The sequence below is a fragment of the uncultured Tessaracoccus sp. genome, assembly GCF_947255005.1.
Classification (GTDB): Bacteria; Actinomycetota; Actinomycetes; order Propionibacteriales; family Propionibacteriaceae; genus Arachnia.
Genome location: NZ_CAMYFI010000005.1, coordinates 31,841 through 56,732, shown reverse-complemented (window position 1 = coordinate 56,732; position 24,892 = coordinate 31,841). Strand labels below are relative to the sequence as shown.

Annotated in this window: 21 protein-coding genes; 9 read left to right on the top strand and 12 right to left on the bottom strand. The window is 65.3% G+C overall.

What is annotated here, in order from left to right; translation table 11 throughout:
- Position 1: 1 nt before the first annotated feature.
- Together Q0X61_RS02250 and nagA are read right to left on the bottom strand one after the other, a co-directional pair.
- Positions 2-679: a metal-dependent transcriptional regulator gene (locus Q0X61_RS02250; protein WP_297739917.1), complete on the bottom strand. Its 678-nt coding sequence runs from the start codon at positions 677-679 to the stop codon at positions 2-4.
- A gap of 42 nt (positions 680-721) precedes the next feature.
- On the bottom strand, positions 722-1,843 hold the full coding sequence (gene nagA / locus Q0X61_RS02245; RefSeq protein WP_297739915.1) for an N-acetylglucosamine-6-phosphate deacetylase: 1,122 nt from the start codon (positions 1,841-1,843) through the stop codon (positions 722-724).
- 73 nt (positions 1,844-1,916) lie between these two features.
- Here nagA and serC point away from each other — a divergent pair, with 73 nt between their 5' ends.
- Complete coding sequence (gene serC / locus Q0X61_RS02240; RefSeq protein WP_297739914.1) at positions 1,917-3,008, top strand: phosphoserine transaminase; 1,092 nt, start codon at positions 1,917-1,919, stop codon at positions 3,006-3,008.
- 103 nt (positions 3,009-3,111) lie between these two features.
- On the opposite strand, the gene Q0X61_RS02235 is transcribed toward serC, so the two are convergent.
- The 5 genes from Q0X61_RS02235 to Q0X61_RS02215 form a co-directional block, all read right to left on the bottom strand.
- Positions 3,112-5,598 carry an ExeM/NucH family extracellular endonuclease gene (locus Q0X61_RS02235; RefSeq protein WP_297739912.1) on the bottom strand — a complete coding sequence of 829 codons (2,487 nt, stop codon included), beginning with the start codon at positions 5,596-5,598 and terminating at the stop codon, positions 3,112-3,114.
- A gap of 126 nt (positions 5,599-5,724) precedes the next feature.
- On the bottom strand, positions 5,725-6,714 hold the full coding sequence (locus tag Q0X61_RS02230; RefSeq protein WP_297739910.1) for a hypothetical protein: 990 nt from the start codon (positions 6,712-6,714) through the stop codon (positions 5,725-5,727).
- 269 nt (positions 6,715-6,983) lie between these two features.
- Positions 6,984-9,953 (bottom strand): FtsX-like permease family protein, encoded by a 2,970-nt coding sequence (locus tag Q0X61_RS02225; protein WP_297739908.1) that lies wholly within the window; start codon positions 9,951-9,953, stop codon positions 6,984-6,986.
- Positions 9,950-10,696: an ABC transporter ATP-binding protein gene (locus Q0X61_RS02220; protein WP_297739906.1), complete on the bottom strand. Its 747-nt coding sequence runs from the start codon at positions 10,694-10,696 to the stop codon at positions 9,950-9,952. The genes Q0X61_RS02225 and Q0X61_RS02220 overlap by 4 nt, the downstream gene beginning before the upstream one ends.
- A complete protein-coding gene (locus tag Q0X61_RS02215) occupies positions 10,693-11,283 on the bottom strand; it encodes a PadR family transcriptional regulator (RefSeq protein ID WP_297739904.1) in 591 nt (196 codons plus the stop codon). Before Q0X61_RS02215 ends, Q0X61_RS02220 begins: the two co-directional genes overlap by 4 nt.
- 236 nt (positions 11,284-11,519) lie before the next feature.
- On the opposite strand from Q0X61_RS02215, the gene Q0X61_RS02210 reads away from it, so the two are divergent.
- The 5 genes from Q0X61_RS02210 (at position 11,520) to Q0X61_RS02190 (ending at position 15,525) form a co-directional block, all read left to right on the top strand.
- The gene (locus Q0X61_RS02210; protein WP_297739903.1) at positions 11,520-12,551 is read left to right on the top strand and encodes a TRAP transporter substrate-binding protein; all 1,032 of its coding nucleotides are present in this window, start codon (positions 11,520-11,522) and stop codon (positions 12,549-12,551) included.
- Positions 12,548-13,108 (top strand): TRAP transporter small permease, encoded by a 561-nt coding sequence (locus Q0X61_RS02205; protein ID WP_297739901.1) that lies wholly within the window; start codon positions 12,548-12,550, stop codon positions 13,106-13,108. The genes Q0X61_RS02210 and Q0X61_RS02205 overlap by 4 nt, the downstream gene beginning before the upstream one ends.
- A gap of 1 nt (position 13,109) precedes the next feature.
- A complete protein-coding gene (locus Q0X61_RS02200; RefSeq protein ID WP_297739899.1) occupies positions 13,110-14,417 on the top strand; it encodes a TRAP transporter large permease in 1,308 nt (435 codons plus the stop codon).
- A gap of 257 nt (positions 14,418-14,674) precedes the next feature.
- Entirely contained in the window at positions 14,675-15,052 is a 378-nt protein-coding gene (locus Q0X61_RS02195) for a hypothetical protein (RefSeq protein WP_297739897.1), read from the top strand.
- Entirely contained in the window at positions 15,049-15,525 is a 477-nt protein-coding gene (locus Q0X61_RS02190; RefSeq protein WP_108871195.1) for a hypothetical protein, read from the top strand. Before Q0X61_RS02195 ends, Q0X61_RS02190 begins: the two co-directional genes overlap by 4 nt.
- A gap of 112 nt (positions 15,526-15,637) precedes the next feature.
- Here the strand turns inward: Q0X61_RS02190 and Q0X61_RS02185 are convergent, their stop codons facing one another.
- A complete protein-coding gene (locus tag Q0X61_RS02185; RefSeq protein ID WP_297739894.1) occupies positions 15,638-19,033 on the bottom strand; it encodes a pyruvate carboxylase in 3,396 nt (1,131 codons plus the stop codon).
- 83 nt (positions 19,034-19,116) lie between these two features.
- Here Q0X61_RS02185 and Q0X61_RS02180 point away from each other — a divergent pair, with 83 nt between their 5' ends.
- Complete coding sequence (locus tag Q0X61_RS02180; protein WP_297739892.1) at positions 19,117-19,605, top strand: GyrI-like domain-containing protein; 489 nt, start codon at positions 19,117-19,119, stop codon at positions 19,603-19,605.
- Between the two features lie 272 nt (positions 19,606-19,877).
- Here the strand turns inward: Q0X61_RS02180 and Q0X61_RS02175 are convergent, their stop codons facing one another.
- Complete coding sequence (locus Q0X61_RS02175; RefSeq protein WP_297739953.1) at positions 19,878-21,266, bottom strand: NCS2 family permease; 1,389 nt, start codon at positions 21,264-21,266, stop codon at positions 19,878-19,880.
- A gap of 210 nt (positions 21,267-21,476) precedes the next feature.
- On the opposite strand from Q0X61_RS02175, the gene Q0X61_RS02170 reads away from it, so the two are divergent.
- Positions 21,477-22,022, top strand: coding sequence for a hypothetical protein (locus tag Q0X61_RS02170; protein ID WP_297739890.1), 546 nt, complete (start codon positions 21,477-21,479; stop codon positions 22,020-22,022).
- A 29-nt stretch (positions 22,023-22,051) separates the two neighbouring features.
- Here Q0X61_RS02170 and Q0X61_RS02165 read toward each other — a convergent pair whose 3' ends face one another.
- The 3 genes from Q0X61_RS02165 to nagB are packed head-to-tail and all read right to left on the bottom strand — an operon-like array spanning position 22,052 to position 24,024.
- A complete protein-coding gene (locus Q0X61_RS02165; RefSeq protein WP_297739888.1) occupies positions 22,052-22,837 on the bottom strand; it encodes a DUF3027 domain-containing protein in 786 nt (261 codons plus the stop codon).
- Position 22,838: 1 nt separating this feature from the next.
- Positions 22,839-23,222 carry a cold-shock protein gene (locus Q0X61_RS02160; protein WP_174202232.1) on the bottom strand — a complete coding sequence of 128 codons (384 nt, stop codon included), beginning with the start codon at positions 23,220-23,222 and terminating at the stop codon, positions 22,839-22,841.
- A gap of 49 nt (positions 23,223-23,271) precedes the next feature.
- Positions 23,272-24,024 carry a glucosamine-6-phosphate deaminase gene (gene nagB / locus Q0X61_RS02155; RefSeq protein WP_297739884.1) on the bottom strand — a complete coding sequence of 251 codons (753 nt, stop codon included), beginning with the start codon at positions 24,022-24,024 and terminating at the stop codon, positions 23,272-23,274.
- A gap of 112 nt (positions 24,025-24,136) precedes the next feature.
- Here nagB and Q0X61_RS02150 point away from each other — a divergent pair, with 112 nt between their 5' ends.
- Complete coding sequence (locus Q0X61_RS02150) at positions 24,137-24,808, top strand: hypothetical protein (RefSeq protein ID WP_297739883.1); 672 nt, start codon at positions 24,137-24,139, stop codon at positions 24,806-24,808.
- Positions 24,809-24,892: the final 84 nt, after the last annotated feature.

Below are 24,892 nucleotides of genomic sequence, written 5' to 3'. Positions count from 1 at the left end.
GTCACAGCACCGTGACAAACAACAGCTCAGCGTCGACGGGCGAGATCTCGAGCTCTTCCTCCCCCACCCGAACACCCAGTCCATCGTCGACGCGCTCCAGCACTGCACCCGGCAGCACACCAGCGTCGAGGAGCACCGCGAACGATTCGCGACTGGCTTGGAGATGTTCGCTCAGTCGGACAACGCTCAGGCGTGTGGCACCTTGCCGCACTGCCTCGGCGAGGGTCAGCACGTCCCCCTCGGGGGCATCCGAGACGGTGACGTCCAGCTCGTCAAGCGCCGGAATGGGGTTGCCGAACGGAGAGCGCACCGGGTCGTTGATGATGTTCACGAGATGCTGCTCGACATCGAGCGAGATCACGTGCTCCCACCGGCAGGCCTCATCATGCACTTTCTGCAGTTCGAGCCCGATCACGTCGGTGAGTAGGCGTTCCACCAGGCGGTGCTTGCGCATGACGCTCCTGGCCCGGGCGCTGCCCTCCTTAGTGAGTTTGATGGTGCGATCGGACTGCACGACGAGAAGCCCATCGCGCTCCATGCGGGCGACGGTTTGTGACACCGTCGGCCCGGATTGATGCAGTCGTTCCGCGATCCGGGCACGCAGGGGCGCGACGCCCTCCTCAAGGAGTTCGTACACCGTCCTCAGGTACATCTCGGTGGTGTCAATCAGGTCGCTCATCGGTAGTCATCATAGACTTTCGGCGCGCCCTCATGGACAAGTTTAAAGTACTCGCTCTCCGCGATGCCACACCTGATGGAGGACGCCGTCGTCGTCGACGAGGCACACGTCGGCGCGTTTCCCGACGGTGAGCTCACCCACATCATCCAACCCATGGAAGCGCGCTGGGGTCGTTGCCGCCATGGCGGCAACGTCGGGGATGGAGATGCCGACGGTGCCCACGCAGAACTGGAACGCGTCGGCCATGGTGAGCGTGCTGCCGGCGATGGCGCCCTCAGAGCCGTCTTCGGTGGTCAACCGGGCAACGCCGTCGCGCACTTCCACGTCCAGGTTGCCGAGCAGGTAGCGCCCGTCGTCGGCGCCGGTGGCGCTCATCGCGTCGGTGACGAGCCCAATGCGGTGCGCACCGGCGGCGTCGTAGGCCAGGCGGATGACATCGGGGTGGAGGTGCACACCGTCACAGATCAGTTCGATGAGGACGCGTTCGTCGTGCAGCAGCGCAGGCACCGGCCCAGGCACGCGGTGGTGGATGCCGTTCATCGCGTTAAACAAATGCGTGGCGACCGTGGCGCCCGCCACGATTGATGCGTTGCAGACGTCGGCATCGGCGTTCGAGTGCCCGAACGCGACGGCAACCCCCGCCTCGACAAACTGCTGGATCGCCTGCATCGCGCCCTCGCGTTCTGGGGCCATGGTAATCATGCGCAGCGCGGGCCCGCCCGCGTCGACGAGGCGCTGAACACTGGCGGGATCCGGATCGAGGAGCAGGTGTTCGGCGTGGGCGCCCTTCTTCTCGGGCGCGAGAAATGGGCCCTCGAGGTGGATGCCGTCGATGACACCCTCTTCGGTGAGCTGCCGCAAAACTTCCTCCTGCGCCACCAGGTCGTCGACGGAGAGCGTCACGGTGCTGGCGAACAGCGTGGTGGTGCCTTTCGAGAGATGGAAGGCGCGGGCGCGGCGGTTGGCGTCGAGGTCGGGGGTGCCGAAGCTCACCTGCACGGCGCCGTGGCAGTGAGTGTCGACGAAGCCTGGCACGGCCCACAGTGGCGTCGCGTCGGGGGCGCCGTCGGAGATGTCGACGATGCGGTCACCGTCGATGGTGATCCGTGCGTCGGTGACGACGCCCTGTCCGGTTACGGCCTTCTGCACCACAAAACTCTGCATTGCTCCATTCAAACAGGCCGCCCGTGCGCTCGGCACCAATTGCAACGAAATGAGCAAGTGGAATGATGGAGGCATGCAGATTCCCCACCACCTCCTTCCGCACGATGGCAGATTCGGCTCCGGGCCGGCGAAGATCCGCGACGAGGCCCTGGCCTACCTCGCTTCCCGCAACGACCTGCTGGGTACCTCGCACCGCCGGCCCCCGGTGAGGGAGCTCGTCGGAGATGTGCAGGCCATGTTGGCGGAGCTGTACGCCATGCCGGATGGCTACCAGGTGGTGCTCGGCAACGGTGGGGCGAGCGCGTTTTGGGATATTGCGGTGTGTTCGCTCATCGAGCGGCGCTCCTCGCACGCGGTATTTGGTGAGTTCGGTCGGAAGTTCGCCCAGGAGGCTGCGAACGCGCCGTTCTTGGAGGAACCCGACGTTGTCGAGGCCCCCGCTGGTTCGATTGCGCTGCCCGAAGTCACCGGGGCCGACGTGATGGCGTGGGCACACAACGAGACTTCCACCGGTGCGATGGCTCCGGTGCGGCGGCTCGGCGATGGCTTGATGCTCGTCGACGGCACCTCGGCTGCCGGCGGGGCAAGCGTCGACCTCACCCAGACCGACGCCTACTACTTCTCTGCCCAGAAGAGCTTCTCCGGCGACGGTGGTGTGTGGCTCGCGTTCCTCTCCCCTGCCGCGTTGGAGCGCGCGGAGGCCATGGCGCAAACCGGACGCTGGCTACCAGGGATACTCAATCTGCGCGCCGCGGCCAAGCAGGCGAGCAAGCAGCAGACGGTGAATACGCCGTCCGTGGCCACGTTGTTACTGCTACAGGCGCAGCTTCGCTGGATGCTGAAACTCGGCGGCATGGAAGCCATCGACGCCCGTTGCCGACGCAACACCTCCATCGTGTACAACTGGGCTGCACAGCACAGCTTCGCCCGACCCTTCGTCGAGAATCCCGACGAGCGCTCCACCGTCGTCGCCACCATCGAACTCGACGAGAGCATCGACTCCGCGTTCTTGATTTCGCAGCTACGCGACAACGGCATCGTTGACGTGGACCCGTACCGCGGGGTGGGGCGCAACCAGCTCCGCATCGCGGGCTTCCCCTCGATCGACCCTGAGGACGTCGAGGCCCTCATGAACTGCCTCAACTTCCTGATCGAGCGTATGTAGCGCACGCCGGACACGCCAGGCTCGAGGGTGCCGACAACGCAGGATCGGCCCGAAGGAACTTCCATCCTTCGGGCCGATCATTGTGGTGTGTCGGCGCTGCGCCTTACCAGCCAGTCGACGGCAGCCCGGGCAGCTGCTTCGCAGGGGGCTGAACGCCGGGCGTCGGGTTCTGGCCCGGTTCCTGATCCGGAGTCGGCTCCGGCGCGGGGTCAGGGCCCGGCTGCGGGTCCGGCACCGGTTCCGGCTGGGGCTCAGGGGCCGGATCGTCGGGTAGTTTGATGCCGACGATCACCGGGTCGTGATCGGAGGAGCGGAACTCGTCGGGGGCGTACAGCTGCTGCTCCGCTGCCTGCTTGAACTTCATCGTGTAGTCGATGAGCGGCAGCTCGTCGGAGTTGATGTGCCAGTCGGCGGCACCGACGACCTTCTGCGTCAACGCGGCATTAGCAAGCGCGTAGTCGAGGTAGCCGAGCTGTCCGTTGAACACGTAGGAGTAGGCCCTCTCGCCCTGAAACTGCTTGACGAGATCGGTGAATCCGGCCTGCTCGAACGCCTTGATCGGGTCTTCATGGTCGTAGCTGTTGAGATCGCCAATCACGAGGATGAGTTCAGACTTCTCCACGCCAATTTCATTGCCGGTGAGCCACTCGCCGAGCGCCTTGGCTGCCTCGGCGCGGGTCTCCTGGCAGTTGCCGACGAGCGGCTGCAGGGTGGCTTCCGACGGGTCACCGCACGCCGATCCTTTCGACTTCAGGTGGTTCACCACGACGGTGAGCGTCTTCCCGCTGGTCTGCTCCTTGAACGTCTGCGCGAGCGCGGGGCGGTTCTTCGTATCGATAAAGCGCGGGTCGTCGGCGGTGGTGAGCGTGTCGAACTTGCCGACGGGCTGCACTTTGCTCGGCTGGTAGATGAACGCGGTGGTGATGGCGTCGGTACCGATCTTGCCGGTCTTGAGCGCCGCCCACTTGCCCGGCTCGCTCGCAGTGTTGAGGGCTCCCACCAGCGTCTCGACGGCGGTTGCGTTGTTCTCGATCTCGTTTAGCCCGATGATGCCTGCGTCGAGCTTGTTCAGCGTCGCAACGATCTTGGCCTGCTGGCGCTCCAGTTCCTCCGCGGTGGCCGCGCCGCGCGCGTTCTTGTCCTGCGAGCTCAGCGTGGTGAAGTAGTTCAGCACGTTCGCGCTGGCTACCTGCAAGTCGCCGCCCACTTTGGGCACGTCGGGGCGCTTGTTGACGTTGTCGATGGTGCCCTTCTGCGTAGGCTGCAGCGCCCAGTTGCCAAAGCGGTAATCGAGGATGCCTGCAACGCCGTTGATCTGGTCGCCCGCACGGAACAGGTTGTCCACGGTGAGCGGTTCGAGGGTGGCGGGGTGGATGGCGGGCGAGGGGTTTTGGGTGCTGCGGCCGTCGTCGATGAGCACTCGGTTGGTTAGGTTGCTGTCGAGAATCCTGGCGGCTTCGTCGCTCGACGCGGGCGCCAGTGCGGTGGGCTGGAACTGCCGCTCCGGGCCGACCGTGATTTGGCCGTAGCGCCCAAACTGGTAGAGCTCGAGAACGGTGAGCGGGTGCGCGAAGGTCACGAGCATGCCTTCGTGCTTCTCAAACTCCGTGTTCGGGAAGTCGATCACGCTTGGCTCAGGCAGCTCGGCGGTGCTGCACTTGGCGCTCGTCGTCGCCTTCACTTGCGTCATCGAGTAGTGCTCGCCCGCAGTGCCGGTGACGGCAACCTTGTCTCCGACGCTGACCTCGCCCACGCTCTTTCGCTCGTCGTAGACGAAGATGCCATCGGAGGTGGCGTCGTTGTCGTCGCCCTCATCCTGGAGGTAGAAGCCGTTGAATCCACCCTCCTGGAAGTCGCCCACGACGGTACCGCGGATCGTCACTTCCTTGCCGTCCAAGGGCGTCTCGTCGCCCTCACCCTGCACGGCACCAATCTTGGTGACCTCCGCAGTGCAAAGATCCGACGGCTCAGGCCCCGGCTCCGGGGCTGGCTCCGGCTGGGGGTCCGTCGGTGACGAGGTGCCGTCCATGGTGTGCGCACCGAGACCGTCGAATACATCCTTGGGCTGTTTCTCCCATTCCGCCGTGACATCGAACGCGTCGTTGGGGTTCGTGTCACCGGCAGTGATGCTGGACTTGCGGACGAGCGTGACGTCGCTGCCCCACTTCTGCGTGCTGCCGATCTGCCCGATCGAATCGACGACCGTATCGCCCTTCTTGAGCACGAGGATGTCGTCGCCATTGAAGTTGGTGATGGCGCCCTGTGTCTGGCCCTTGCTCTTCAGTTCGTCTCCGGCTTGGGCGTTCACGATGACGTAGGTGGCACCGGGCGCGAGCTGCCCTTGCAGCTGCATCGTGTTGTTCGGCGAGGTCTTGCCGTTGGTGTACAGCTCGATGCTGTACTGGTTGAGGTCGATGGCCGTGAGAGTGCCGTTGTAGATCTCGACAGCCTTGTTGTTGCTTGATCCTTCGACGTATTCGCTGATGATCAGGTCGGACGCTGCTGCCTTCGCGTTCGTCGGGAGCAGCCATGACGCTGCCATGACGCTCGCAGTAAGCAGTCCGGCCAAGGTCTTTCGTCCTGGACGCACGTTGTCAATCCTTCGATAGCACTAGTCGTTGCGGACGGCCCGCGAGTAAGGGCCTATGAGCAAAGTATTGCCTACGGGTGTCATCTCTAGTGGCTAAAGATGAACACCAGGTAACGCCGGCCGCGGCTACGAACGGGCAAAGAAGGTGACAAGGCCCGCCGCAACCCCAACGATGCCCGCCAGGATGAGCGCCACCATCGTGATGGTGCTGCGGGGCTTCGCCTCATCAAGCGTCTGTTCTTGCCCCTGCTCCTGCGCGGCGCTCGGGCTCGGTGCCGACGGCGGTGCGGCAGAGGGGTTCTCGCTTGGCGCGGGGGGTTCCGACGGAGAAGGCGCGGCGCTCGGCGTCGTCGTGATGTTGCTCGTGGGCACCGCTGCCTCACGGATCACGCCGGTGTTGCCAAGCAGCAGGGTGTCGTCGTCCATGGCGGTGACGGATTCAGCGCTTGTCTGCGTCGCGTAGGTCTCTACGGCCTTCGTCTCCCAGGTGAACGCATCGATCACGTGCACGCCGTCGGCAGCGCGCAGCACCATCGTCTGACCGTCGGGTAGGAACACGCCGTCGGTGACACCGTCGGGGGCATCGGTCACGCGCTCTAGCTGGTTGTGGCCTTGCCTGCTGGGAGTGGCGGGCGCGCGGTAGATGCCGGGGTTGGCTCCGGTGGACGCGAAGTAGATGCGCCCCCTGCCGGAGACCATCATGGCCTGAATGTCGATGCCGTCCGGGTATTCGAAGACGAACGAACGGTACTTTTTGGCCCCTGCCCGAAGGTTGGAGAAGCGGTAGACCGTGAACGTGGAGCGGTTGCCGTCGGAGTTGCCCGTGTCGCCGACGTACATGAGGCCGTCGTGAATCGCGAGCGCCTGCACGGAAGTGAGGTCTTCGCCCTTCCAGCTCATCTCCGAGCGTTCACCGTCGGAGCTCACCCCGACGAGTACGCCGTCATCAGCGTGATCGCCGGCGAGCCAGAGGGTTTCGCCGGCTGCATCCCAGGCCATGCCGACGGCCTCGCCTACCCCGTCCTCGGGAACGTCGATGTCCGCGGCGGCGGGAAGCGTAACCGTGGCGGTGGCCATCACGGCGGTGGCGATGAGGCAGATTCGACGACGTTGCATTGCGAGATCAGCCTACAACGACGCGGCGAGGGCGCCGCCGAGAGCTATGACAATCACAATCACGAGCACAATCGTGACGATCTTCTGCTGGGCGCGGTTATTCATCGAGAGCAGTCTACGCGCACTCAACACCCTCGCTGCAGCAGCGCAACGCCAGCGATGACGACGTGCTGAAACCCAAACCGCCCCGAGCTGTCCACAGACTTTTCCACACAATGTGCACAACTCACACCGTTGTAATTCCAACACTGTCGTTCGCTGCGGCCACGTCAGTCGAGCCCGCGCCGCACCAACCGTCGAGGCGGTCTCGTCAGCAGCAGCGCCGCCAGCATTCCTGCGACGATGACCCCCGCTCCCAGCGTGGCCTGGTAACCCCACAATGGGACGGTGTCCAGCCATGCCCCGCTGGAGGCGATCCGCCTATTCCATGCGACGTGGTACGCGCTGACCGCGAGCCCGGCGCCGAGCCCTAACGGCACTCCGAACAGCAAGATCACCGCAGCTCTCGCGAGCCCGATCCGCACGAGCACGCCTCGTGACGCACCCACCGCGTAGGCGGTGATCGCGTCGCGGCGTCCCTGCGTGGCGGACAGCAGCACCGCGATGGCGGCCGCTGCGACGGACAGGGCCCCCAGCAGCACCGTCGGTCCCCACGTGGCCGCACGCACCTCTGGCCCCCCGGTGGCTCCGAGCGGGTCTGTCGAGTCCGGGATGGTCACCCACACCAGCCCGCCGACCCTTTCCTTGCTCAAGCGCTCGAGCGTCGCTTCATCTAGCGGTTTCGAGGTGTCTGCCAGCACGCCCGCCAGCCCGATGTGGTCGAGGTCGAGACCCAGGCCACGCGCCGTCGAAGGTGACATCACGAGGCCCGTACCGATGCCCCGCACAAACTTGGCAGGGAGCCGCACCTCGTCGCGCGGATCAATGTCGAGCGTGTCGAGCTTCTCACGAGGGATGCGCGCAAGACGGACACGACCGTCGTCATCGATCAACGAGGCGTCGCTCACCAACACACCACCGCTATCCAGCATCTGTGCTGCGGCGTCGGCCCCCGGCAGGCGCATGGCATGCAGCGCAGGGCCATCCATCAGTACCGGCGGATCCCACGGAGATTCGGGGCTTCCGAACCGGGTGCCCGATCCGAAAGCAGCACCCGAGGGCTGACTCACGCAACGAAGCGGAGCACCCGGGGTTCGTGCCGAGGCGGCGTGAATCAACGTGCCTTTGGGGCATTCGCGGCCCTTCGGCTGGAGAGGAAGAAGCAACGTCGGCGAGTCCTGGGCCAACGCTTCGACGGGATGCGAACCGTCGACCTCAGGCAGGCTGCGGGACAGCTCTTCCAGCGCAGCGTCGGCGATGGCCCGATCGAGCACCGGATCGATGGACACCGTCGGAGAGACGATGAACGTCCCCTTCCAGTCGACGGACTCGCCCGTCGCCCGAGAATCGGCATGCTTCGACGCGCCCATGACCAGCAGATACGACGCCGCCAGTAGCGAGAACAGCACGCCGAGGACCGCCGGCACCGTCCTCGACGGATGATCGGCCGCATCTCGAAGCGCCAGCTTCCACACCGGTCGACGGCCATCCCCGAGCCTTCCGAGGAGCGGGAGCAGCCCTCGCACCGTGATCGCGAGGCCCGCCAGCGCGGCCATGATGGCAAGTAGCGCCCCAACGACGAACACCGTCGCGCCTGGCGGCAGTGAGCCCGGCTCAAGCTCCATGTCCGCTTCCTGGCGCGCCACATGCTCGGGCACTCGCGCCAACAGGGTCGCCGCACCAATCAGCACCGAAATACCGAGCAGTGCGGGGCCGACGATCAGCGAGCGTCCCCGGCGACGACGTTCCGCGCGCACGCTGGGCCTATCACGCAGCGCATCAACCACCGAGAGACGAGCGACGGAACGCGCCGGCCCCCACGCGGCGATCAGGCCGAGCAGCACGGCGATGCATGCCCCGGCAACGAGCACCCACCAGGGGAAGTTGGCGAGCGCCACGCCCGCACCAAAGCGTGGCTGCTCGGAGTCCTCGGCTGGCACCATCGCCCCGAGCAGTGCGCCGAATCCCGCAGCTGACGCGACTGCCAGCACGCATCCCAGCACCGCACCGAATACTCCGATGACAAGCCCTTGGGACAGCACGATGCGCCGCAGGTGTCGTGGGGTAGCGCCCACTGCCCCTGCGAGCCCGAGCGTGCGCCGCGACTGCTCCGCGGAAATCGCAATCGCAGGCGTGACGAGGAAGAACACGAGCAGCCCACCCACCACAAGTGCTACCGCGACGCCGATGGCTCCCTCCATCAGCTGCGCCGGGTCGATGTCCACCGGGTAGAGCTCGTCGGCGGCCGGGTAGTGCTCGAGCACGTGCCTGGAAATCGCGAAAGCCTGGAGCTTGTTCAGCGCTTTGGCATCCGTCCACGTCACGGGCTCCGAACCGTGCGCGAACCAGTGCCGTTGCAGCCCTTCCGGATGCTTCGCGGCCAGCGACGATAGCCAGCCAGACGGAGCCCAGGCGCGGGCGCCAGACGCGTCAGCGATGCCTGCCACACGGTACCCTCGGGCGGAGTCGTTCATCGCGGCGGCGAGGTTGCCGTCGAAACTGCGCACGCCTCTGTCTGGCGGCGCGAGGAAGCCCAGCGAATCGCCGACCTTGATGTGGAGCCGATCGGCCAGGGAGCGCGTGACAATGACTTCCGATGGCGTAGTCGGAGCGGTGCCTGCGACCACACGCGGCGCGTTGGCAGCGAATGCCCACGGTTCACCCTCCCACAGCTCCACCATCGCGAGCCGCTTAGGAGGCTTCCCAGCGAGCGTCTTCACTTGACTGTCGAGGGTCTGCTCCTGCCCCGGCTGCAACCCGAGCTCGGGCGATGCGACGAGCGACGGCGACATCCAGTACTCGGAGAGCTCGATGGCCGGTGGGAGTGCCGCGCGAATCTGCTCCGGATCTGCGGCGCGCACTTCTTCATCGTCAAACCAGGGGCCGGGAGCACCTTCGGGGATTTGCGGAAATGGTGGTCCCCCCTGCGGCAAGGCCGCGGCCGTGATGATGGCCTGGGCGCCGTCGGGAATACTCGCCAGCACACGCTCCGTAACCGGGGCGCCCGGCGAGGAGATTGAGAAGAACGTGCCGAGCGCCGCGACCGGCAGCGCGATGAGCAGGGCGGCGAGAATCGTCCGGGTCAGGTGGCGTCGAGCATCGCGGCTCGCCAACCGCAGCACGGCGCGCCACGCACTCATCGGGGTGCTCCGTCGCCGGTGTGAAGCTCGTCGAGCAGCTGGTTCGGGTCGGACGGACCGACCTCTCCTGAGATGCGCCCATCGCGGAGGTATACCGTGCGATCGGCCCATGCCGCGAATCGAGGCTCGTGCGTCACCATGACCACCGCTGCTCCGTCGTCAGCCCGCTGACGAAGGAGTTCGAGCACCGCGACGCCGGTCTCGCTGTCGAGCGCGCCTGTGGGTTCGTCGGCGAGCAGGAGCCGCCGAGGCCCGACGAGCGCCCGGGAGATGGCGACTCGCTGGGCCTGACCACCCGACATTTCCTCGGGACGACGATCAGCCAGCTGGGCAATCCCACATTGGGTGAGCACGTCCATCGCCGCGTCCCGGGCTTCACGCCATGGCATGCCGTCGAGCTCGAGGGGAAAGGCGACGTTCTCGACGGCGCTCAGTCCAGGCAGGAGGTTGAAGTCTTGGAACACGTAGCCGACGTGGCGGCGTCGCATAGATGCGAGCTGCGAGCTGGTGAGCCCGGAGAGCGGGGATCCCTCGACGAGCACCTCCCCGCTGGTCGGGGTGTCAAGGCCCCCTGCGAGATTCAGCAGCGTCGACTTGCCCGAACCTGAAGGCCCCATGATGGCAACGAATTCGCCTGCCTCGACGACGAGGCTCACGGCGTCAAGAGCGGTGACCCGACGCGCACCCTCGCCGTGGACGCGGGTCACGTCACGCAGCGCTAACAGCGGGCCCGGCGACGTCATCGGCGGCCCTTCGCGTTGCTCACCAGCGAGGGCTCGGCCACGATGGCCGCGCCGGCGTCTGAACGCGCCTCGGCACGGCGGCGCAGGGTGCCTTCGATGTTGTCGAGCCAGCGGAGTTCAGCTTCGGCGAGGAACAGGTGGTGGTCAAGCACGAGCTGGCCGACGAGGTCGCCGTCGGTGTGTCGACGCAGGCGGGTGAGGTCGTGCAGGGTCCGCTGCGTCGTGCTGCGCTGGCGCTGCACGAGCGCGACCACGTCGACGCCGGGCGTGACCGTAGCGAGGGCGAGCTTCACGACGAGCTCGTTCCGGCCGCGCTGCTCTGCGACTACGGGGTGTTCCCACCATGCCTGGAGCTCGTCGGCGCCCTTGCTTGTGAGTCGCCAAGGCTGGCCGCCGGACTCGCCGTCGGTCTCCGTGTCGTCGCGGACCACGAGTCCGTCGCGTTCGAGGCGCTGGAGCGTCGACGACGCCTGCCCAATGTTGAGGGGCCAACTCTGGCCGGTGGACGCGTCGAAGCGTTTACAGAGTTGGTAGGTCGACGACGGCTCCGTCGACAGGAGCGCGAGTAACGCGTGTTTCACGGACATGCACTGTCCCCCGTTTCATGACAGCAAGGATGGTTACTTGATAACTAGTTACAGAGTAACCCCTGGCGGTTCAGGCCGTCAAAACGCACCAGCAGTGGCGTTGCTGCGAAGCTCCGGCTCTTCGCGCCCAGCGGCCTTGGCAACAATGGGCAAACCGATGAGAATAAACATCTATCGGTGTTTAATAATGAGGATCGAGGCCTCGCGCCTCCCCAACTACATGGAGAGGGTAGTCAGTGCAGACGAAACTCACACGACGTACTCTTGCTCGCGGCGCTGCGGGCGGGCTGTTATTGGCCGGCCTTGCTGGCTGCAGCAAGGGCGTTTCACGCGGTGCAGGCGGACAGCAAATCTTTCGCCTGGCCCTCAACCAAGCAGAAGACCATCCGAGCTTCATCGCACTCGACGATTTCGCGAAACGGCTCGAGAAGAGCAGCGATGGCCGAATGACGATCGACATCTATGCCAATGAAACCCTCGGTGCCCAAGCTGAGGCGCTGCAGCTCGTCTCAGACGACATCATTGGCCTGGCGATCGTGTCCGGAACTCAGTTGGAGAACCTCAACGACGACTTCCTGGCCTACAACATGCCGGGCGTGTTCAAAGACGTCGATCACCAGATGAAAGTCATCAACGATCCGAAGCTCTCCGGAGAACTGTTCACGTCGCTGGAAAACAGCAGCAACTTCACTGTGTTGGGAGGGTTCACACAAGGTGCCCGCCATATCTACGCCAACAAGCCCGTGACGAACCCGTCGGACTTGGCAGGGTTGAAGATTCGAGTCCAGGAATCGGCACTGCACCTTGCGATGATCAGGGCCATGGGCGGTTCCGCTACCCCGATGGCGTACGGCGAGGTGTACACCGCGTTGCAGTCGGGCGTGCTGAACGGCGCAGAAAATAACGAGGTTTCATACTTCACCCAAAAGCACTACGAGGTGGCCAAACATTACTCGTACACCAACCATCTCGTCGGCCTCGACTACCTCATCGTCAACACTGCCATGCTTGGTGAACTGACCGACGCCGACCGCTCCTTGTTCATGCAAGAGTGGCAAACAACCTGGCAGTACCACACCGAATTGTGGGGAAAGAAAACAGAAGAGGCCACCGCGGAAACGAAGCAGCGAGGCGCCCAGTACCACGAGGTGGACGCCGAGGCGTTCGCACAAGCCCTCAAGCCGCTTCAGGATGAGTTCCTGAAAACTCCGCGGCAGCGTGAACTCTTCGAACAATCTGTCGCGGTCGCTGAAGGAGGCAACCAATGATCCCCGTCAAGAAGGGTCTCGATGCTGTCCTGAAGTGGGCGTGCGTGATCCTGTTTGCAGCGCTCGTGCTCATCGTCATCTGGCAGGTGGTCACCCGCCTCGCGGGCTCCCCTAGCTCGTGGGCGGAGGAAGGGGCACGCTTCACATTCGTGTGGCTTGGGTTCATGGCGAGCGCGTTGGTGTTTTCAGAGAAGGGTCACATCGCCGTCGACTTCCTCGTACGACGCCAAAAGGAAGCCGGACAGAAACGCACCGCAGTACTGGCCCAGGTGGCAGTCATGGCGTTCGCGATACTGGTGCTGATCTGGGGCGGAGTGCGGGCGTCCATCCGCGCATGGGGGCAGGGGCTCTCGTCGTTGCCGGGCACCATGGGAATGATGTACACAGTGATGCCCTTCACAGGCGCGCTCATCGTGTTCTACGCCTGGTACCAAACCATCGAAATTGTGCGCGGGGTGGAGCCTCCGTACCAGCTCGACGAGGCAGAGCAGCAAGCCTTAGCGCAGATCGAAGAAGCCGAGGCCGAGCAGGCATCCGTCGAGGAAGAGGAGCACTGACATGGATCCCGTAACGCTCGCATCGCTCGTGCTCATTGTTGGCATTCTCGCCTGTATCGCGCTGGGCTTTCCGGTGGCAATCTCCATCGGCCTACCTTCACTCGCTGCCGCAGTGGTGTTCATCGGCTGGGATTCAGCGGTATTCCTCACTGCGCAACGCATGTTCACCGGCATCAACAGCTTCCCGCTCCTAGCCATTCCGCTGTTTGTTCTCGCAGGCGTGTTAATGAACTCTGGCGGTATCGCAAATCGTCTCATCGACGCGGCGAAGGTACTCGTCGGGAAGATGCCGTCATCGATGGCGGCAACCAACGTGGTAGCCAACGGGCTCTTTGGTGCAGTATCCGGCGCCGCGGTGGCTGCGGCTGCTGCCGTCGGCACCGTCACGCAGCCGAGAATGCGGCAAGAAGGCTACAACCGCGCCTACGCGGCGGCAGTCAACGTGGCCTCGGCACCTGCCGGCATGCTCATTCCCCCGTCGAACACATTCATCGTGTACTCCCTCGTGAGCTCAACGTCGGTGGCTGCCTTGTTCATGGCTGGCGTCGGCCCCGGCCTCGTGTGGGTACTGGCGTGTCTCGTGGTGGTGTTCGCGTTGCACCGGCGCTACGGGGCACCCACCAGCGACGAACGGCTCCCGCTCAAGGTTGCACTAGTCACCATCTGGAAGGCCGTCCCGTCGCTACTCATGATCGTCATCGTCGTGGGCGGCATCCTCGCAGGATGGTTCACTCCGACGGAATCCGCCGGCATCGCCGTCGTGTACTGCCTGGTGCTGGGCTTCGCCTACCGACAGCTCGAAGTTCGCAAGCTTCCAGAGGTACTCATCGAGGCGGCCCAAACGACGGCCATCATCACGCTCCTCATTGGCGTGGCTTCCGCGCTGTCGTTCATGATGACCTTCGCCCGAATCCCGGAAGCGGTTTCGGCCGGTCTGCTCGGCCTCACCGACAACCCGCAGATCATCCTCGTCATCATGATGCTCATCCTGCTCGTCGTGGGTACGTTCATGGACCCGACGCCGGCCATCTTGATCTTCACGCCGATCTTCCTGCCGATCGTCACCGAGATGGGTATCGACCCCGTGCATTTCGGCGCCATCATTGTGTACAACCTCTCGGTGGGCGTCATCACCCCGCCGGTAGGCAACGTGCTCTTCATCGGCGCCAGGGTGGCCGGTATGCGCATCGAGCCCGTCGTCGGCAAGCTTCTGTGGTTCCTCCTCGCCATTATCGTGGGCCTGCTCATCGTCGTGTTCGTACCAGCGCTCAGCCTCTGGCTGCCAGGCTCGCTGGGGCTGCTCTCATAGCTCGTCGCGCTCTGGCTTCCATCGAGTTCGAACTCGGAAGCCGGAGCGCAACGAGAGGTTGCCTTGCATGATGGATGGAGGGGGGGATAATCGAGCAGTACTCAAATCCGGATTTGCCGGCTCCAATACCCGATGCCGAGTTCAGTGAGGAACCCGCCATGCAACGCGTGCCTTTCATAGTCTGTGCAGCGGCCTCGCTGCTGTGTGTCACGGCCTGCGCCCCGGCGACGCCGGTAGTTGACTCCAAGCTAAGCCCCGTGGACGCAGTGTCGATGGACGTCTACCTCTTCGACGACGGCCCCCAGGCCACCCGACACCACATCACCAATCGCACCGACGTCGGCAAGATCATCAGCTACCTCACCCGCTCGAAGGGCAAGCAGGTGTCCGAGCCCGACGAGCATGCACACTACGAATCGTTCGTCATCACTCTGACCAACGGCAGCACCGTCGAAGCGCTCCACGCGTACCACAACCCGAAGACCAATTGGATATGGACTGAGGCCAGCGGCTGGGTGGATGTGCACTACGGCGGCCAACTCGTCGGACCTGGTACGTTCGTGCCATTGGAAGACACCGGGGACACCGTCGATGTCAGCCAAGTGCCCCTGTCAGAACACCGGAGGGCATCATGAGCCGCAAACAGTGGACGGTGCTCGCCATTGTCGTGGTGGTAGTGAGCGTTGTCATCGGGGCTGGCGTCGTGGTGTGGCGGCAGCTCATGCCGCGCGAATACAAGACAGCCATCTCCATGTGCCCGGCAGGTGCGACGACCGCCGACCTGGTGATCTACCATCGCTCGGCGCTCGACGGGCACGCAGAGCAAGTCACCAGAAAACAGGTTGATTGCAGCCCAGGGCTGGAGACTAGGGTGGACCGCGGCACCCACCCACGTGAGCCTGTAGACCAGCTCCCGCTGACTATTATCGTCGCCCAAGCTGGCGGTAGAGAGCAGACCACGTGGCTCTACCAGCTACCCGAAGCCGCCGGGTTTTTCGTGCAGCAGAAGGGCGTAGCTGGCTCCCGCGAAGACCGCACCTGGGACATCCCCCTCGACGATCAACCAACGACGGTGGATCCAGCCAGCCTGCCAACCGCACCCCAGTAACCAAACGACCCCGCCCGCAATAAGGAATGCTGGAACCCACCGTGTTTGGTGGGTTCCAGCATTCCTTATTGACGTCCCCCGTGGTGGCGCATGCAGCACAGGGAACGGAGGGTCACTCGATCACGAGCACCAAGTCGCCGCCCGAGAGCGGCGTCGTGCCGTTGATGGCGATGCGCTGCACGGTGCCAGCGATGGGCGCATTGATGCTCGCCTCCATCTTCATGGCCTCGATCGTCGCGACGGGATGCCCGGCCTCCACCTTGTCTCCCACCGTGACGCTCGCCGTCACCGCACCCGAGAACGGGACGGCGACGTGCCCGGCGACGTTCGGGTCCGCCTTCTCCGCGGCGGGCACCTCGGACTCGACGGACTCGTCGCGCACCCGGATCGGACGCAGCTGGCCGTTCATCGTCGCCATGACCTGACGCTTCGCGCGCTTGTCGGGGGCGCTGATGGACTCAAGCCCCATGAGGAGCTCAACGCCCTTGCCGAGCGGCACGACGTACTCCCCGTCGGGTTCCATGCCGTACAGGAACGGAATCGTCGGGATGACGGACACGTCGCCGAAATCGCCCCTGAGCTGGTCAAATTCCTTCGCCGGGCCGGGGAAGAGCAGGCGGTTCAACGTCTCCTGCCGCTCGCGTCCAGGCTCGTCCAGGCGCGGCAGGTCGTCGGCTGGCACCTCGGTGATGCGCACCGGCTGCTTCCTGCCTTCGAGGGCCTTCGACCGGAACGGCTCGGGCCAGCCACCCGCCGGCGTGCCGAGCTCGCCGTTCAGGAAACCGATCACGGAATCGGGGATGTCGAAGCGCTGCGGGTCGGCCTCGAATTCCTCGGGGTCAGCGCCGACGGCAACCAGATGCAGTGCGAGATCGCCCACCACCTTCGACGACGGCGTCACCTTCGTCGGCCGGCCAAGGATGCGGCTGGCAGCGGTGTACATGTCCTCGACGGCCTCGAAACGGTCACCGAGGCCGAGCGCAATCGCCTGCTGACGCAGGTTGGAGAGCTGCCCGCCGGGGATTTCGTGGTCGTAGACACGCCCCGTCGGGGCCGGCAATCCCGACTCGAACGGCCGGTAGAGCTTCCGCACGGCTTCCCAGTAAGGCTCGAGATCGAGCACCGCCTGGGCGTCGAGGTCGGGCGCGCGGTCGGTGCCGTCCAGCGCCGCCAGCAGTGCGGACATCGGCGGCTGCGACGTCGTCGAGCTCAGCGCCGAGTTCGCCACGTCGACGGCGTCAACCCCGGCCTCGATGGCCGCGACGAGCGTGGCCACCTGACCGCCCGTCGTGTCGTGGGTGTGCAGGTGCACAGGCAGATCGAACCGCTCACGCAGCGCGCCGACGAGGCGCCTCGCCGCTTCGGGGCGCAGTAGGCCGGCCATGTCCTTGATGGCCAAGATGTGTGCGCCCGCCTCGACGATCTCCTCCGCCAGGCGCAGGTAGTGGTCGAGCGTATAGGTGGTCTCCGTCGGGTCCAGCAGGTTCGAGGTGTAGCACAGCGCCACTTCGGCTACCGACGACGTGCCCAGCACCGCGTCGATCGCGGGGCGCATCTGGTCGACGTCGTTGAGCGCGTCGAAGATGCGGAAGATGTCGATGCCGACGCTGGCGGCCTCGTCGACGAACGCCTCGGTGACCTTCGTCGGATACGGGGTGTAGCCGACGGTGTTGCGCCCGCGTAGCAGCATCTGCAGGTTCTGGTTGGGCATGGCCGCACGCAGCTTCGCCAGCCGCTCCCACGGGTCCTCGCCGAGGAAGCGCAACGCGACGTCGTAGGTGGCCCCTCCCCAGCACTCGACCGAAAGCATGTGCGGCAGCAACCGCGCCTGGTGGGGTGCGACGGCGAGCAGGTCGCGGGTGCGAACGCGCGTGGCGAGCAGCGACTGGTGGGCGTCGCGGTACGTCGTGTCCGTGACACCAACGGCCGTGGACGCGCGCAGTTCGCGCGCAAACGCCGCTGGACCGAGCTCCTGCAGGCGCTGGCGGGCACCGTCGGGAATGGGGGCGGAGGTGTCGAGTTTCGGCAACTTATGCGCCGGGTCCAGATGCGTGGGGGCCTCGCCGTAGGGGCGGTTCACCGTCTTGTCCGCCACCCAGCGCAACAGTTTCGTGGCGCGGTCTGCGGGGGTGCGGGAGGTCAACAGGTAGGGGCGATCGTCGATGAACGACGTGGTCATGCCCGGTTTTGCGAAGTCCGGGTCGTCGAGCAGCGCACGCAGGAATGCGATATTCGTGGCGACGCCGCGCACCCGGAACTCGGCCAGCGCGCGGCGGGCGCGCGCCAGGGCCATGTCGAGGTCGCGTCCGCGCGCGGTGAGTTTCACCAGCAGCGAGTCGAAGTGCGGCGAGATCTCGACGCCGGTGCCGGTGGTGCCACCGTCGAGGCGGATGCCCGAGCCATTCGCGGAGCGGTACGCCGTGATGAGGCCGGTGTCCGGGCGGAACGAGTTCGACGGGTCTTCCGTCGTGATGCGACACTGCAGCGCGGCGCCACGGATCTGGAGCTCGTCTTGGCGAATGCCGATCTGTTCGAGGGTCTCCCCGTTGGCAACGCGCATCTGCGCCTGGACGAGGTCGACGTCGGTGATTTCTTCGGTAACCGTGTGCTCCACCTGGATGCGGGGGTTCATCTCGATGAACACGTGCTGCCCGGCGCGCGGGCCTTCAGTTTCCACAAGGAACTCGACGGTGCCGGCGCACGAGTAGTTGATGGCCTTCGCGAACTTCACGGCGTCGGAGGTGAGGGCCTCGCGTTGCTCGTCGGTGATGAACGGTGCGGGCGCCAGCTCCACCACCTTCTGGTGGCGGCGCTGCACCGAGCAGTCGCGCTCGAAGAGGTGCACGATGTTCCCGTGCTCGTCGCCGAGGATCTGCACCTCGATGTGGCGCGGGCCCTGCACCGCCTGCTCGACGAACACCGTCGGGTCGCCGAACGCACCGTCGGCTTCACGCATGGCGGCGCCGAGCTCGTCGCGGAACTTCGCCGGGTCGTCGACGCGACGCATACCGCGCCCACCGCCCCCGGAAACGGCCTTGATGAAGACGGGGAAGCCGATGTCCTTCGCGGCGGCCTCAAGCTCGTCGATGTCGGTGCTGGGCTTCGACGACTGCAGCGTCGGTACCCCTGCCTTACGGGCGGCATCGACGGCGCGCACCTTGTTGCCGGCCATTTCGAGGACGTGCGGGGCGGGACCAATGAACTTGATGTCGTTGTCAGCGCAGGCTTGCGCGAGCTCAGGGTTCTCCGACAGGAAGCCGTAACCGGGGTAAATCGCATCCGCCTCCGACTCTTTCGCAACACGGATGAGCTCGTCGATGTTGAGGTAGGCACGAACGGGATGGCCCTCCTCGCCGATCAGATACGACTCGTCGGCCTTGACCCGGTGATCCGCGTTGCGATCCTCATGAGGGAACACCGCAACGGTATGCAGTCCGAGTTCGTACGCGGCGCGAAAGGCGCGGACAGCGATCTCGCCACGGTTGGCAACCAATACCTTGCTCAGCATGGTTGACAGCGTACAAGCCCGATGGAGAACGTCGCCCCTCCTGTCCGTCAGTCAAGGCCCTGAGCAGCCGGTAATGTGCGGGTATGAGTATGACCGACCCCGAGATCATCGAATTCCTAGGGACGCCGACGGTGGTGGTCCGCGGCGACAACATTTCCGTCGAGGAACTTGCCAGCTTCATGGACGAGAGCTTCACGGCTCTCGGCAGGGCGATCCGCGAGCGCCGGTTCGTGCCGAACGGCCCTGGATTCAGCAGGTACGACACGCGTCTCATGGAGACGGTGACCCTCGAGGTGGGCTTCCCCGTCGAGGAGGCCTGGGGCGAAGTTGTAAAGATTGGTGAAGTGCTCATCCAGGGCTCCGAGCTGCCTGCCGGCAGCACCGCCGTCGCCAAGTTCAAGGGCGGCTTCGAAGACATCGGCGATGCGTGGCAGGAGCTGCAGCAGCGCTTGGCCGAACGCGGGTACGAGACCAACCGCCCATTCTGGGAGTACTACGATGTGCCGCCGGCTCCCGGGCGCGAGGAGCGCCACTACCTGACGCGGCTCGCCGCGCCCGTCAAGCGCCGCTGACCCAGAAAAGTTGACCGTTATCCTCCACGGGAAGCCCGCGACCCCCTTGTTGTTGGGATTTTTTGCGCGCGTGGAGGATAACGGTCAGATTGGTGTGTCGGCCTCGGCTTGAGCCGCCGCGCTGGGCTGACGGCTGCGCGCTGGCTGTCCGGCAGGTAGCCCGCCAAACCCGGCTGGTGTTTGACCGTTATCCTCCACACCTGACGATTTCTCGCGAAACCGGGGGTTGCGATGCTTCTCGTGGAGGATAACGGTCGCTTTTGCGAGTAGCCCTAGCCTCCAATGAGCTCCAAGATCGGGCCCTGTACGAAGTAGATGATGAACATGGCCGCGACGACGTACATCAGCGGGTGGATCTTCCTCGCCTTGCCCATCACGACGTTCAAGAACACGTAGGCGAGGAAGCCAACGCCGATGCCTGTGGCGATCGAGTACGAGAACGGCATGAAGATGATGGTGAAGAACGCGGGGATGCCGAGCTCGGGCTTCGTCCAATCGACTTCCACCACCTGCGAGATCATCAAGAACCCGACGAACGCGAGCGCCGGAGACGCCGCCTCGGAGGGCACCATGTTGATGATGGGTGCGAGGAACATCGAGGCGATGAACGCTAACCCCGTTACCACCGACGCGAGGCCGGTACGGGCCCCCTCGCCCACACCGGTGGTGGATTCCACGAAACAGGTGTTCGACGACACCGAACCCAGCCCGCCGGCGATAGCGCCGAACGAATCAACGAGCAGGATCTCGGTGGGGCGCTCGGGCATGCCATGCTCATCGAGCAGCCCGCCCTCAGAACCCACGGCCACGACGGTGCCCATGGTGTCGAAGAAGTCAGCCAGCAGCAGCGAGAAGACGAGCACCACGAGCGACAGCGTGCGCGTGAGCGAGAACTCGCCGTTGGGGAAGAACGCGCCGATCATGTCGACGTTGCCCAGCAAGGAGAGGTCGGGCAGCTGGAAGTCGCTGAGCTTCGGCACGTTGAGCGACCACCCCGTCGGGTTGGCGCCGTCAGGACCCTGCGGGCCCACCTTGGCGATGGTTTCGATGATGATGGCGAGCACCGTCGAAGCAAGGATCGAGATGAGGATGGAGCCCTTCACCTTGCGAGCGTGCAGCCCAATCAGGAGGAAGAACCCGAAGAGGAACACGAACACCGGCCAGCCCACGAGCGACCCGTCGATGCCAAGCGACACGACGGTACCCCCGCCGGGCCGTACGACGCCAGCATTGATGAGGCCGACGAAGGCGATGAACAAGCCGATACCGACGGAGATCGCGCTGCGCAGCGCCGGCGGCACCGCTTTGAACACCGCCGTGCGGAAGCCCGTGAGCACCAGCACGCCGATGAGGATGCCCTCCCACACCACGAGGCCCATGGCCTGACCCCAGGTCATTTGCGGCACGAGCGTGTAGGCGACGAGCGCGTTCAGGCCGAGGCCAGCCGCGAGGCCGATCGGGAAACGCCCGATGACGCCCATCAAGATGGTGAGAATACCGGCGATGAGTGCCGTCGCAGCCGCCACCATGCCGATGGATGCGGAGACGGCGGCGGCGTCGACCTCACCGTTCACCATGCGCGGGGCGCCCGAGATGAGGTTGCCGTTGATGTCGGCGGAGGTGCCGAGAATGAGGGGGTTGAGCGCGATGATGTAGGCCATCGCGAAGAATGTCACGAGCCCGCCGCGCACCTCGTGCCCCACCGTCGATCCACGGCGGGTGATGCCGAAGAAGCGATCAAGGCTCGACTGATCGGAGGATGTTTCAGCCACAGAAGAGTTCGTACCCACGCAGGGCATGGTATCGCTAAGGGCTCCGACAAGCACTCTTGGGCGCCCATTCCTGCGCCCCAACCCGGTACAGTTGCCCTCATGCAATCCACGAGGTGGCGAAGGCACGGGGCAGCCGCGGCAGGGGTGGTCGCGTTGGCGCTCAGCGCCTGTTCCGACGGGCAACCTCCCGCGCCGCCTGGCTCCACCGCGCCACACCCTGCGCAGTCCTCGCTGCCCGCCCAGCCCGCGACGCCGTCGAAGGCACCGTCGTCGACGCCATCAACTTCCGACGAACCTGCTCCTGCACCGTCGCGAACGGCGAGCTTCGGCGGGACGTTACGCCTAACCCTCGGCGATGCCTCCAAGGAGTATTTCGACGTGGCATGCGAGACGTCGAACGGCCTGGACGTGGTTGCGTCGGCGGGTTCACTCGAGGGTGTGCAGTTCACCGTGGGTGCTTCCGGGGAAGTGACCGGCCTTGTCTTCACCCTCTCCGACGGAGTCACTGCGCTGGTGGGCGAGCACGTCGGGCGGGCCACCTTCACCGGCGACAAGCGGCGATTCGCTGTGCGTGGCGAAGCGGTGACCGCCGCTGACGGCAAGGCGAAGCCGCTGCCCTTCAACGTCGAGGGCAGCTGCGCGTAAGCGTGCAGCGTCGTGACGTGCGGCGTGGGCTAGTCGAAGAGCATGGTGTCGACGCCGATGGTGTCGTACATCGGCGCGGGCAGCTCTCGGGCTCGCGAGCCTTCGACGACGTCGGAATGTCCGCCGCAGCCGTGGTCGAGGTGCACCACCTTGGCATCTGACGGAGAGTACGCGTTGGCACACGCCCCGAATAGCGTGCCCAGTGAGCCGCGAAGCGGCACGAAATACCCACAGGTGCCGCAGTTGGCGGGCGCTTCGCGGGAGCCTTCGTCGGAGGGCCCGGGTGCTCCGCGCAGCCACCGTTCGGCCGCTTGGTCGCGACCTTCGAGCGACAGCACCCGCTCGCGGCCAAGCCCGAGCTCGGCCACCGTGGTGCGCAGTTGCACCCACTCGTTGGGGTCGGCATCGGCGGGGAGGTCGGTCGCCGCGAAGCCAGGTTCGAGGCGCGGGTCATTGTCGGGCGTGGCCATGAGGAGACCGGGCGCGATGTCGCCGGGCTCGATGCGCTCTTCCCACGGCACCCACTCGGGCGCGACGAGGGCGCCTTCTTGCGGACTCAGCGACACCTCGTTGACGGTGGCCTTCTTCGCGCGCGACGCGCGCACGAGCGTCACGGCCCACACCCAGTTGGGGTAGCCGGCGAGTTCGCAGGCGAACGTGTGGGTGGCGATGCGATCGCCCACCTCGGCCTCCACGCCGAGGTGCTCTCCAACGGCATCCGCGCCGGAGACTTCCTCCGCGGCGGCGCGTGCCACGTCGACCGCGTCCGCGACGATTCGGTCGAGTTTCGGGGCGCGAGTTTTCGCAGCTGCCAAGTTACTTCTCCAGTTCCTCAGCGACGCGGCGCAGCACCTGCGCGGCCTTCGTCGCCATCTTGGGGTCGGGGTGGCGGTTCGCGCGGTACCCGTTACCGAGCCCGTCGAGCATCTGAATCAGATCTTCGACGATCACCGCCATCTCCTGCGGTTTCTTGCGCGACGCCTTCGACAGCGACGGCGGCTGGTCGATCACGGTGACGTTGAGCGCCTGCTCGCCGCGACGGCCGTCAATAACGCCGAAATCTACCCGCTGGCCGCTGTGCAGCGCGGCAACACCGTCGGCGAGCGCGGTGGAGCGCACGTACACGTCGCCACCACCGTCTTTAGTAATGAATCCGAAGCCCTTCTCCGCGTCGAAGAAGCGCACCTTTCCGGTAGGCACGTCGAACCCCACTTTCCTACGATGTTCGACCTCCCAGTCTACCGAGCACTCAGAGAGACTGGAAATGGTCCCTATACCGCAGCTTCGAGGCGGCCTTTTCGTCCACGACGACGATCGCGTCGGGGTGGAATTGCAGCATTGATGAGGGGCAGACCTGACTGATGGGGCCCTCCACCATCGCGGCAATGGCATCGGCCTTGCCCTCGCCTTGAGCAACCAGCACCGCGCGGCGCGAGCGCATGATTGTGGCGATGCCTTGCGTGACCGCATGGGTGGGCACCTCGTCGATGGAACCGAAGAACCGAGCGTTATCAGCGCGGGTTTGCTGCGTGAGTGGAACGGTGTGGGTCATCGCGGCAAACGAAGTGAACGGCTCGTTGAAGCCGATGTGTCCGTTTGCGCCAATACCGAGCACCTGCACGTCGATGCCGCCGGCCGCTTCGATGTCGGCGTCGTACTGGGCCGCTGATGCGTCCACATCGTCGGCGATACCTTCCGGGACGTGCACATTCTCGGGCCGCATACCCAGCGGTTCGACGACGGTACGTTGGATGACCGCGTGGTAGCTCTCAGGATGGTCGTACGAGATGCCGACGTACTCGTCAAGCGCGAACCCTTGGACAGCGGAGAAGTCGAGGCCTTCTTCGTGGACCATCCGCGCAAGCTCGGCGTATAGCCCGAGCGGCGAACTGCCGGTGGCTAGGCCAATCACCGGATTCTTCGATGCGCGCAGCGACTCCGCGACGAACCTCGCCGATACGTTTCCCACTTGGTGGGCGTCTGGGCAAATGACAACTTGCACGGTACTCCTGACTCTCGGATCAGGTCTTAGATTAGGCCAAAGATCAAGGCGGAGCCCAGGAGGCGTCGACTTGCGGCGCTCGCGCGGTGCGATGTCCCCATAGAATGGGCGCATGGCTAGCTGGAAGGACGGGGCGGCGTACGCCCCCATCGAACGCCCCGACGGTTTTGCCACGCCCAATGCGAACCCGCTCAGCGTGGCCGAGCCGCCCGAGCAGGCGACACCGGGCGCCGTGCCGCGGCCCGCCACCATCCAGCCCGTACCTGCTCCGCCCCTCGACGGCGTCGCGAGGGCCGCGAAAGCCTCCCGCGATCCGCGGCTGCCGTTCGCGGTGCAATCCGCGACGATGACCTCCGTGCCCATGCTCGGTGACGGCAACCGCGATCCGAGGGTGCCCTACGCCATCGCGACGGCTGCCCCGGTGTCGGTGCCCGACGCGCCTCCCCCACCGCCGCCTCATGCTGCCCCGCTGCCCATGGCGCCAGCGCAAGGGGTGCCGTCGGACAGTTCGGCGAGGATCCTGCTGTGGTTGTGCGCGGGGATGTGTTTCGTCGGGATGCTGCTGCCAGCGGGCGCGCCCATTCTCATGGTCTTGGCCGGTGTGCTGAGCGTGTTGCGCGTGGAGACCGCCAACAAACTGGGTGGCGCAGTCGTCGGGTTGGGCGCGACGCTGCTCGTCATTCAGCTATTGCTGCCCCTGGTGGATGAGTCACCGCTGTCGCGCCTCGCGGGGCTCGGCTTCGGCATCGGCTTCGGCGTGCTCGCGATCAGAAACCCTGCCTGATCAGCGACTGGATCCTGGCCGATGGTTGAGCCGCCCGCGGAGCGGGCGTGTCGAAACCATCCTCACCACCACCAACTAACCCAA

Excerpts from the sequence above, each read along its gene's own strand:
- Q0X61_RS02250 (WP_297739917.1), bottom strand. The coding sequence starts at position 679 with ATGAGCGACCTGATTGACACCACCGAGATGTACCTGAGGACGGTGTAC.
- nagA (WP_297739915.1), bottom strand. The coding sequence starts at position 1,843 with ATGCAGAGTTTTGTGGTGCAGAAGGCCGTAACCGGACAGGGCGTCGTC.
- serC (WP_297739914.1), top strand. The coding sequence starts at position 1,917 with ATGCAGATTCCCCACCACCTCCTTCCGCACGATGGCAGATTCGGCTCC.
- Q0X61_RS02230 (WP_297739910.1), bottom strand. The coding sequence starts at position 6,714 with ATGCAACGTCGTCGAATCTGCCTCATCGCCACCGCCGTGATGGCCACC.
- Q0X61_RS02225 (WP_297739908.1), bottom strand. The coding sequence starts at position 9,953 with ATGAGTGCGTGGCGCGCCGTGCTGCGGTTGGCGAGCCGCGATGCTCGA.
- Q0X61_RS02220 (WP_297739906.1), bottom strand. The coding sequence starts at position 10,696 with ATGACGTCGCCGGGCCCGCTGTTAGCGCTGCGTGACGTGACCCGCGTC.
- Q0X61_RS02215 (WP_297739904.1), bottom strand. The coding sequence starts at position 11,283 with ATGTCCGTGAAACACGCGTTACTCGCGCTCCTGTCGACGGAGCCGTCG.
- Q0X61_RS02205 (WP_297739901.1), top strand. The coding sequence starts at position 12,548 with ATGATCCCCGTCAAGAAGGGTCTCGATGCTGTCCTGAAGTGGGCGTGC.
- Q0X61_RS02200 (WP_297739899.1), top strand. The coding sequence starts at position 13,110 with ATGGATCCCGTAACGCTCGCATCGCTCGTGCTCATTGTTGGCATTCTC.
- Q0X61_RS02190 (WP_108871195.1), top strand. The coding sequence starts at position 15,049 with ATGAGCCGCAAACAGTGGACGGTGCTCGCCATTGTCGTGGTGGTAGTG.
- Q0X61_RS02185 (WP_297739894.1), bottom strand. The coding sequence starts at position 19,033 with ATGCTGAGCAAGGTATTGGTTGCCAACCGTGGCGAGATCGCTGTCCGC.
- Q0X61_RS02180 (WP_297739892.1), top strand. The coding sequence starts at position 19,117 with ATGAGTATGACCGACCCCGAGATCATCGAATTCCTAGGGACGCCGACG.
- Q0X61_RS02175 (WP_297739953.1), bottom strand. The coding sequence starts at position 21,266 with ATGGCCTACATCATCGCGCTCAACCCCCTCATTCTCGGCACCTCCGCC.
- Q0X61_RS02170 (WP_297739890.1), top strand. The coding sequence starts at position 21,477 with ATGCAATCCACGAGGTGGCGAAGGCACGGGGCAGCCGCGGCAGGGGTG.
- Q0X61_RS02150 (WP_297739883.1), top strand. The coding sequence starts at position 24,137 with ATGGCTAGCTGGAAGGACGGGGCGGCGTACGCCCCCATCGAACGCCCC.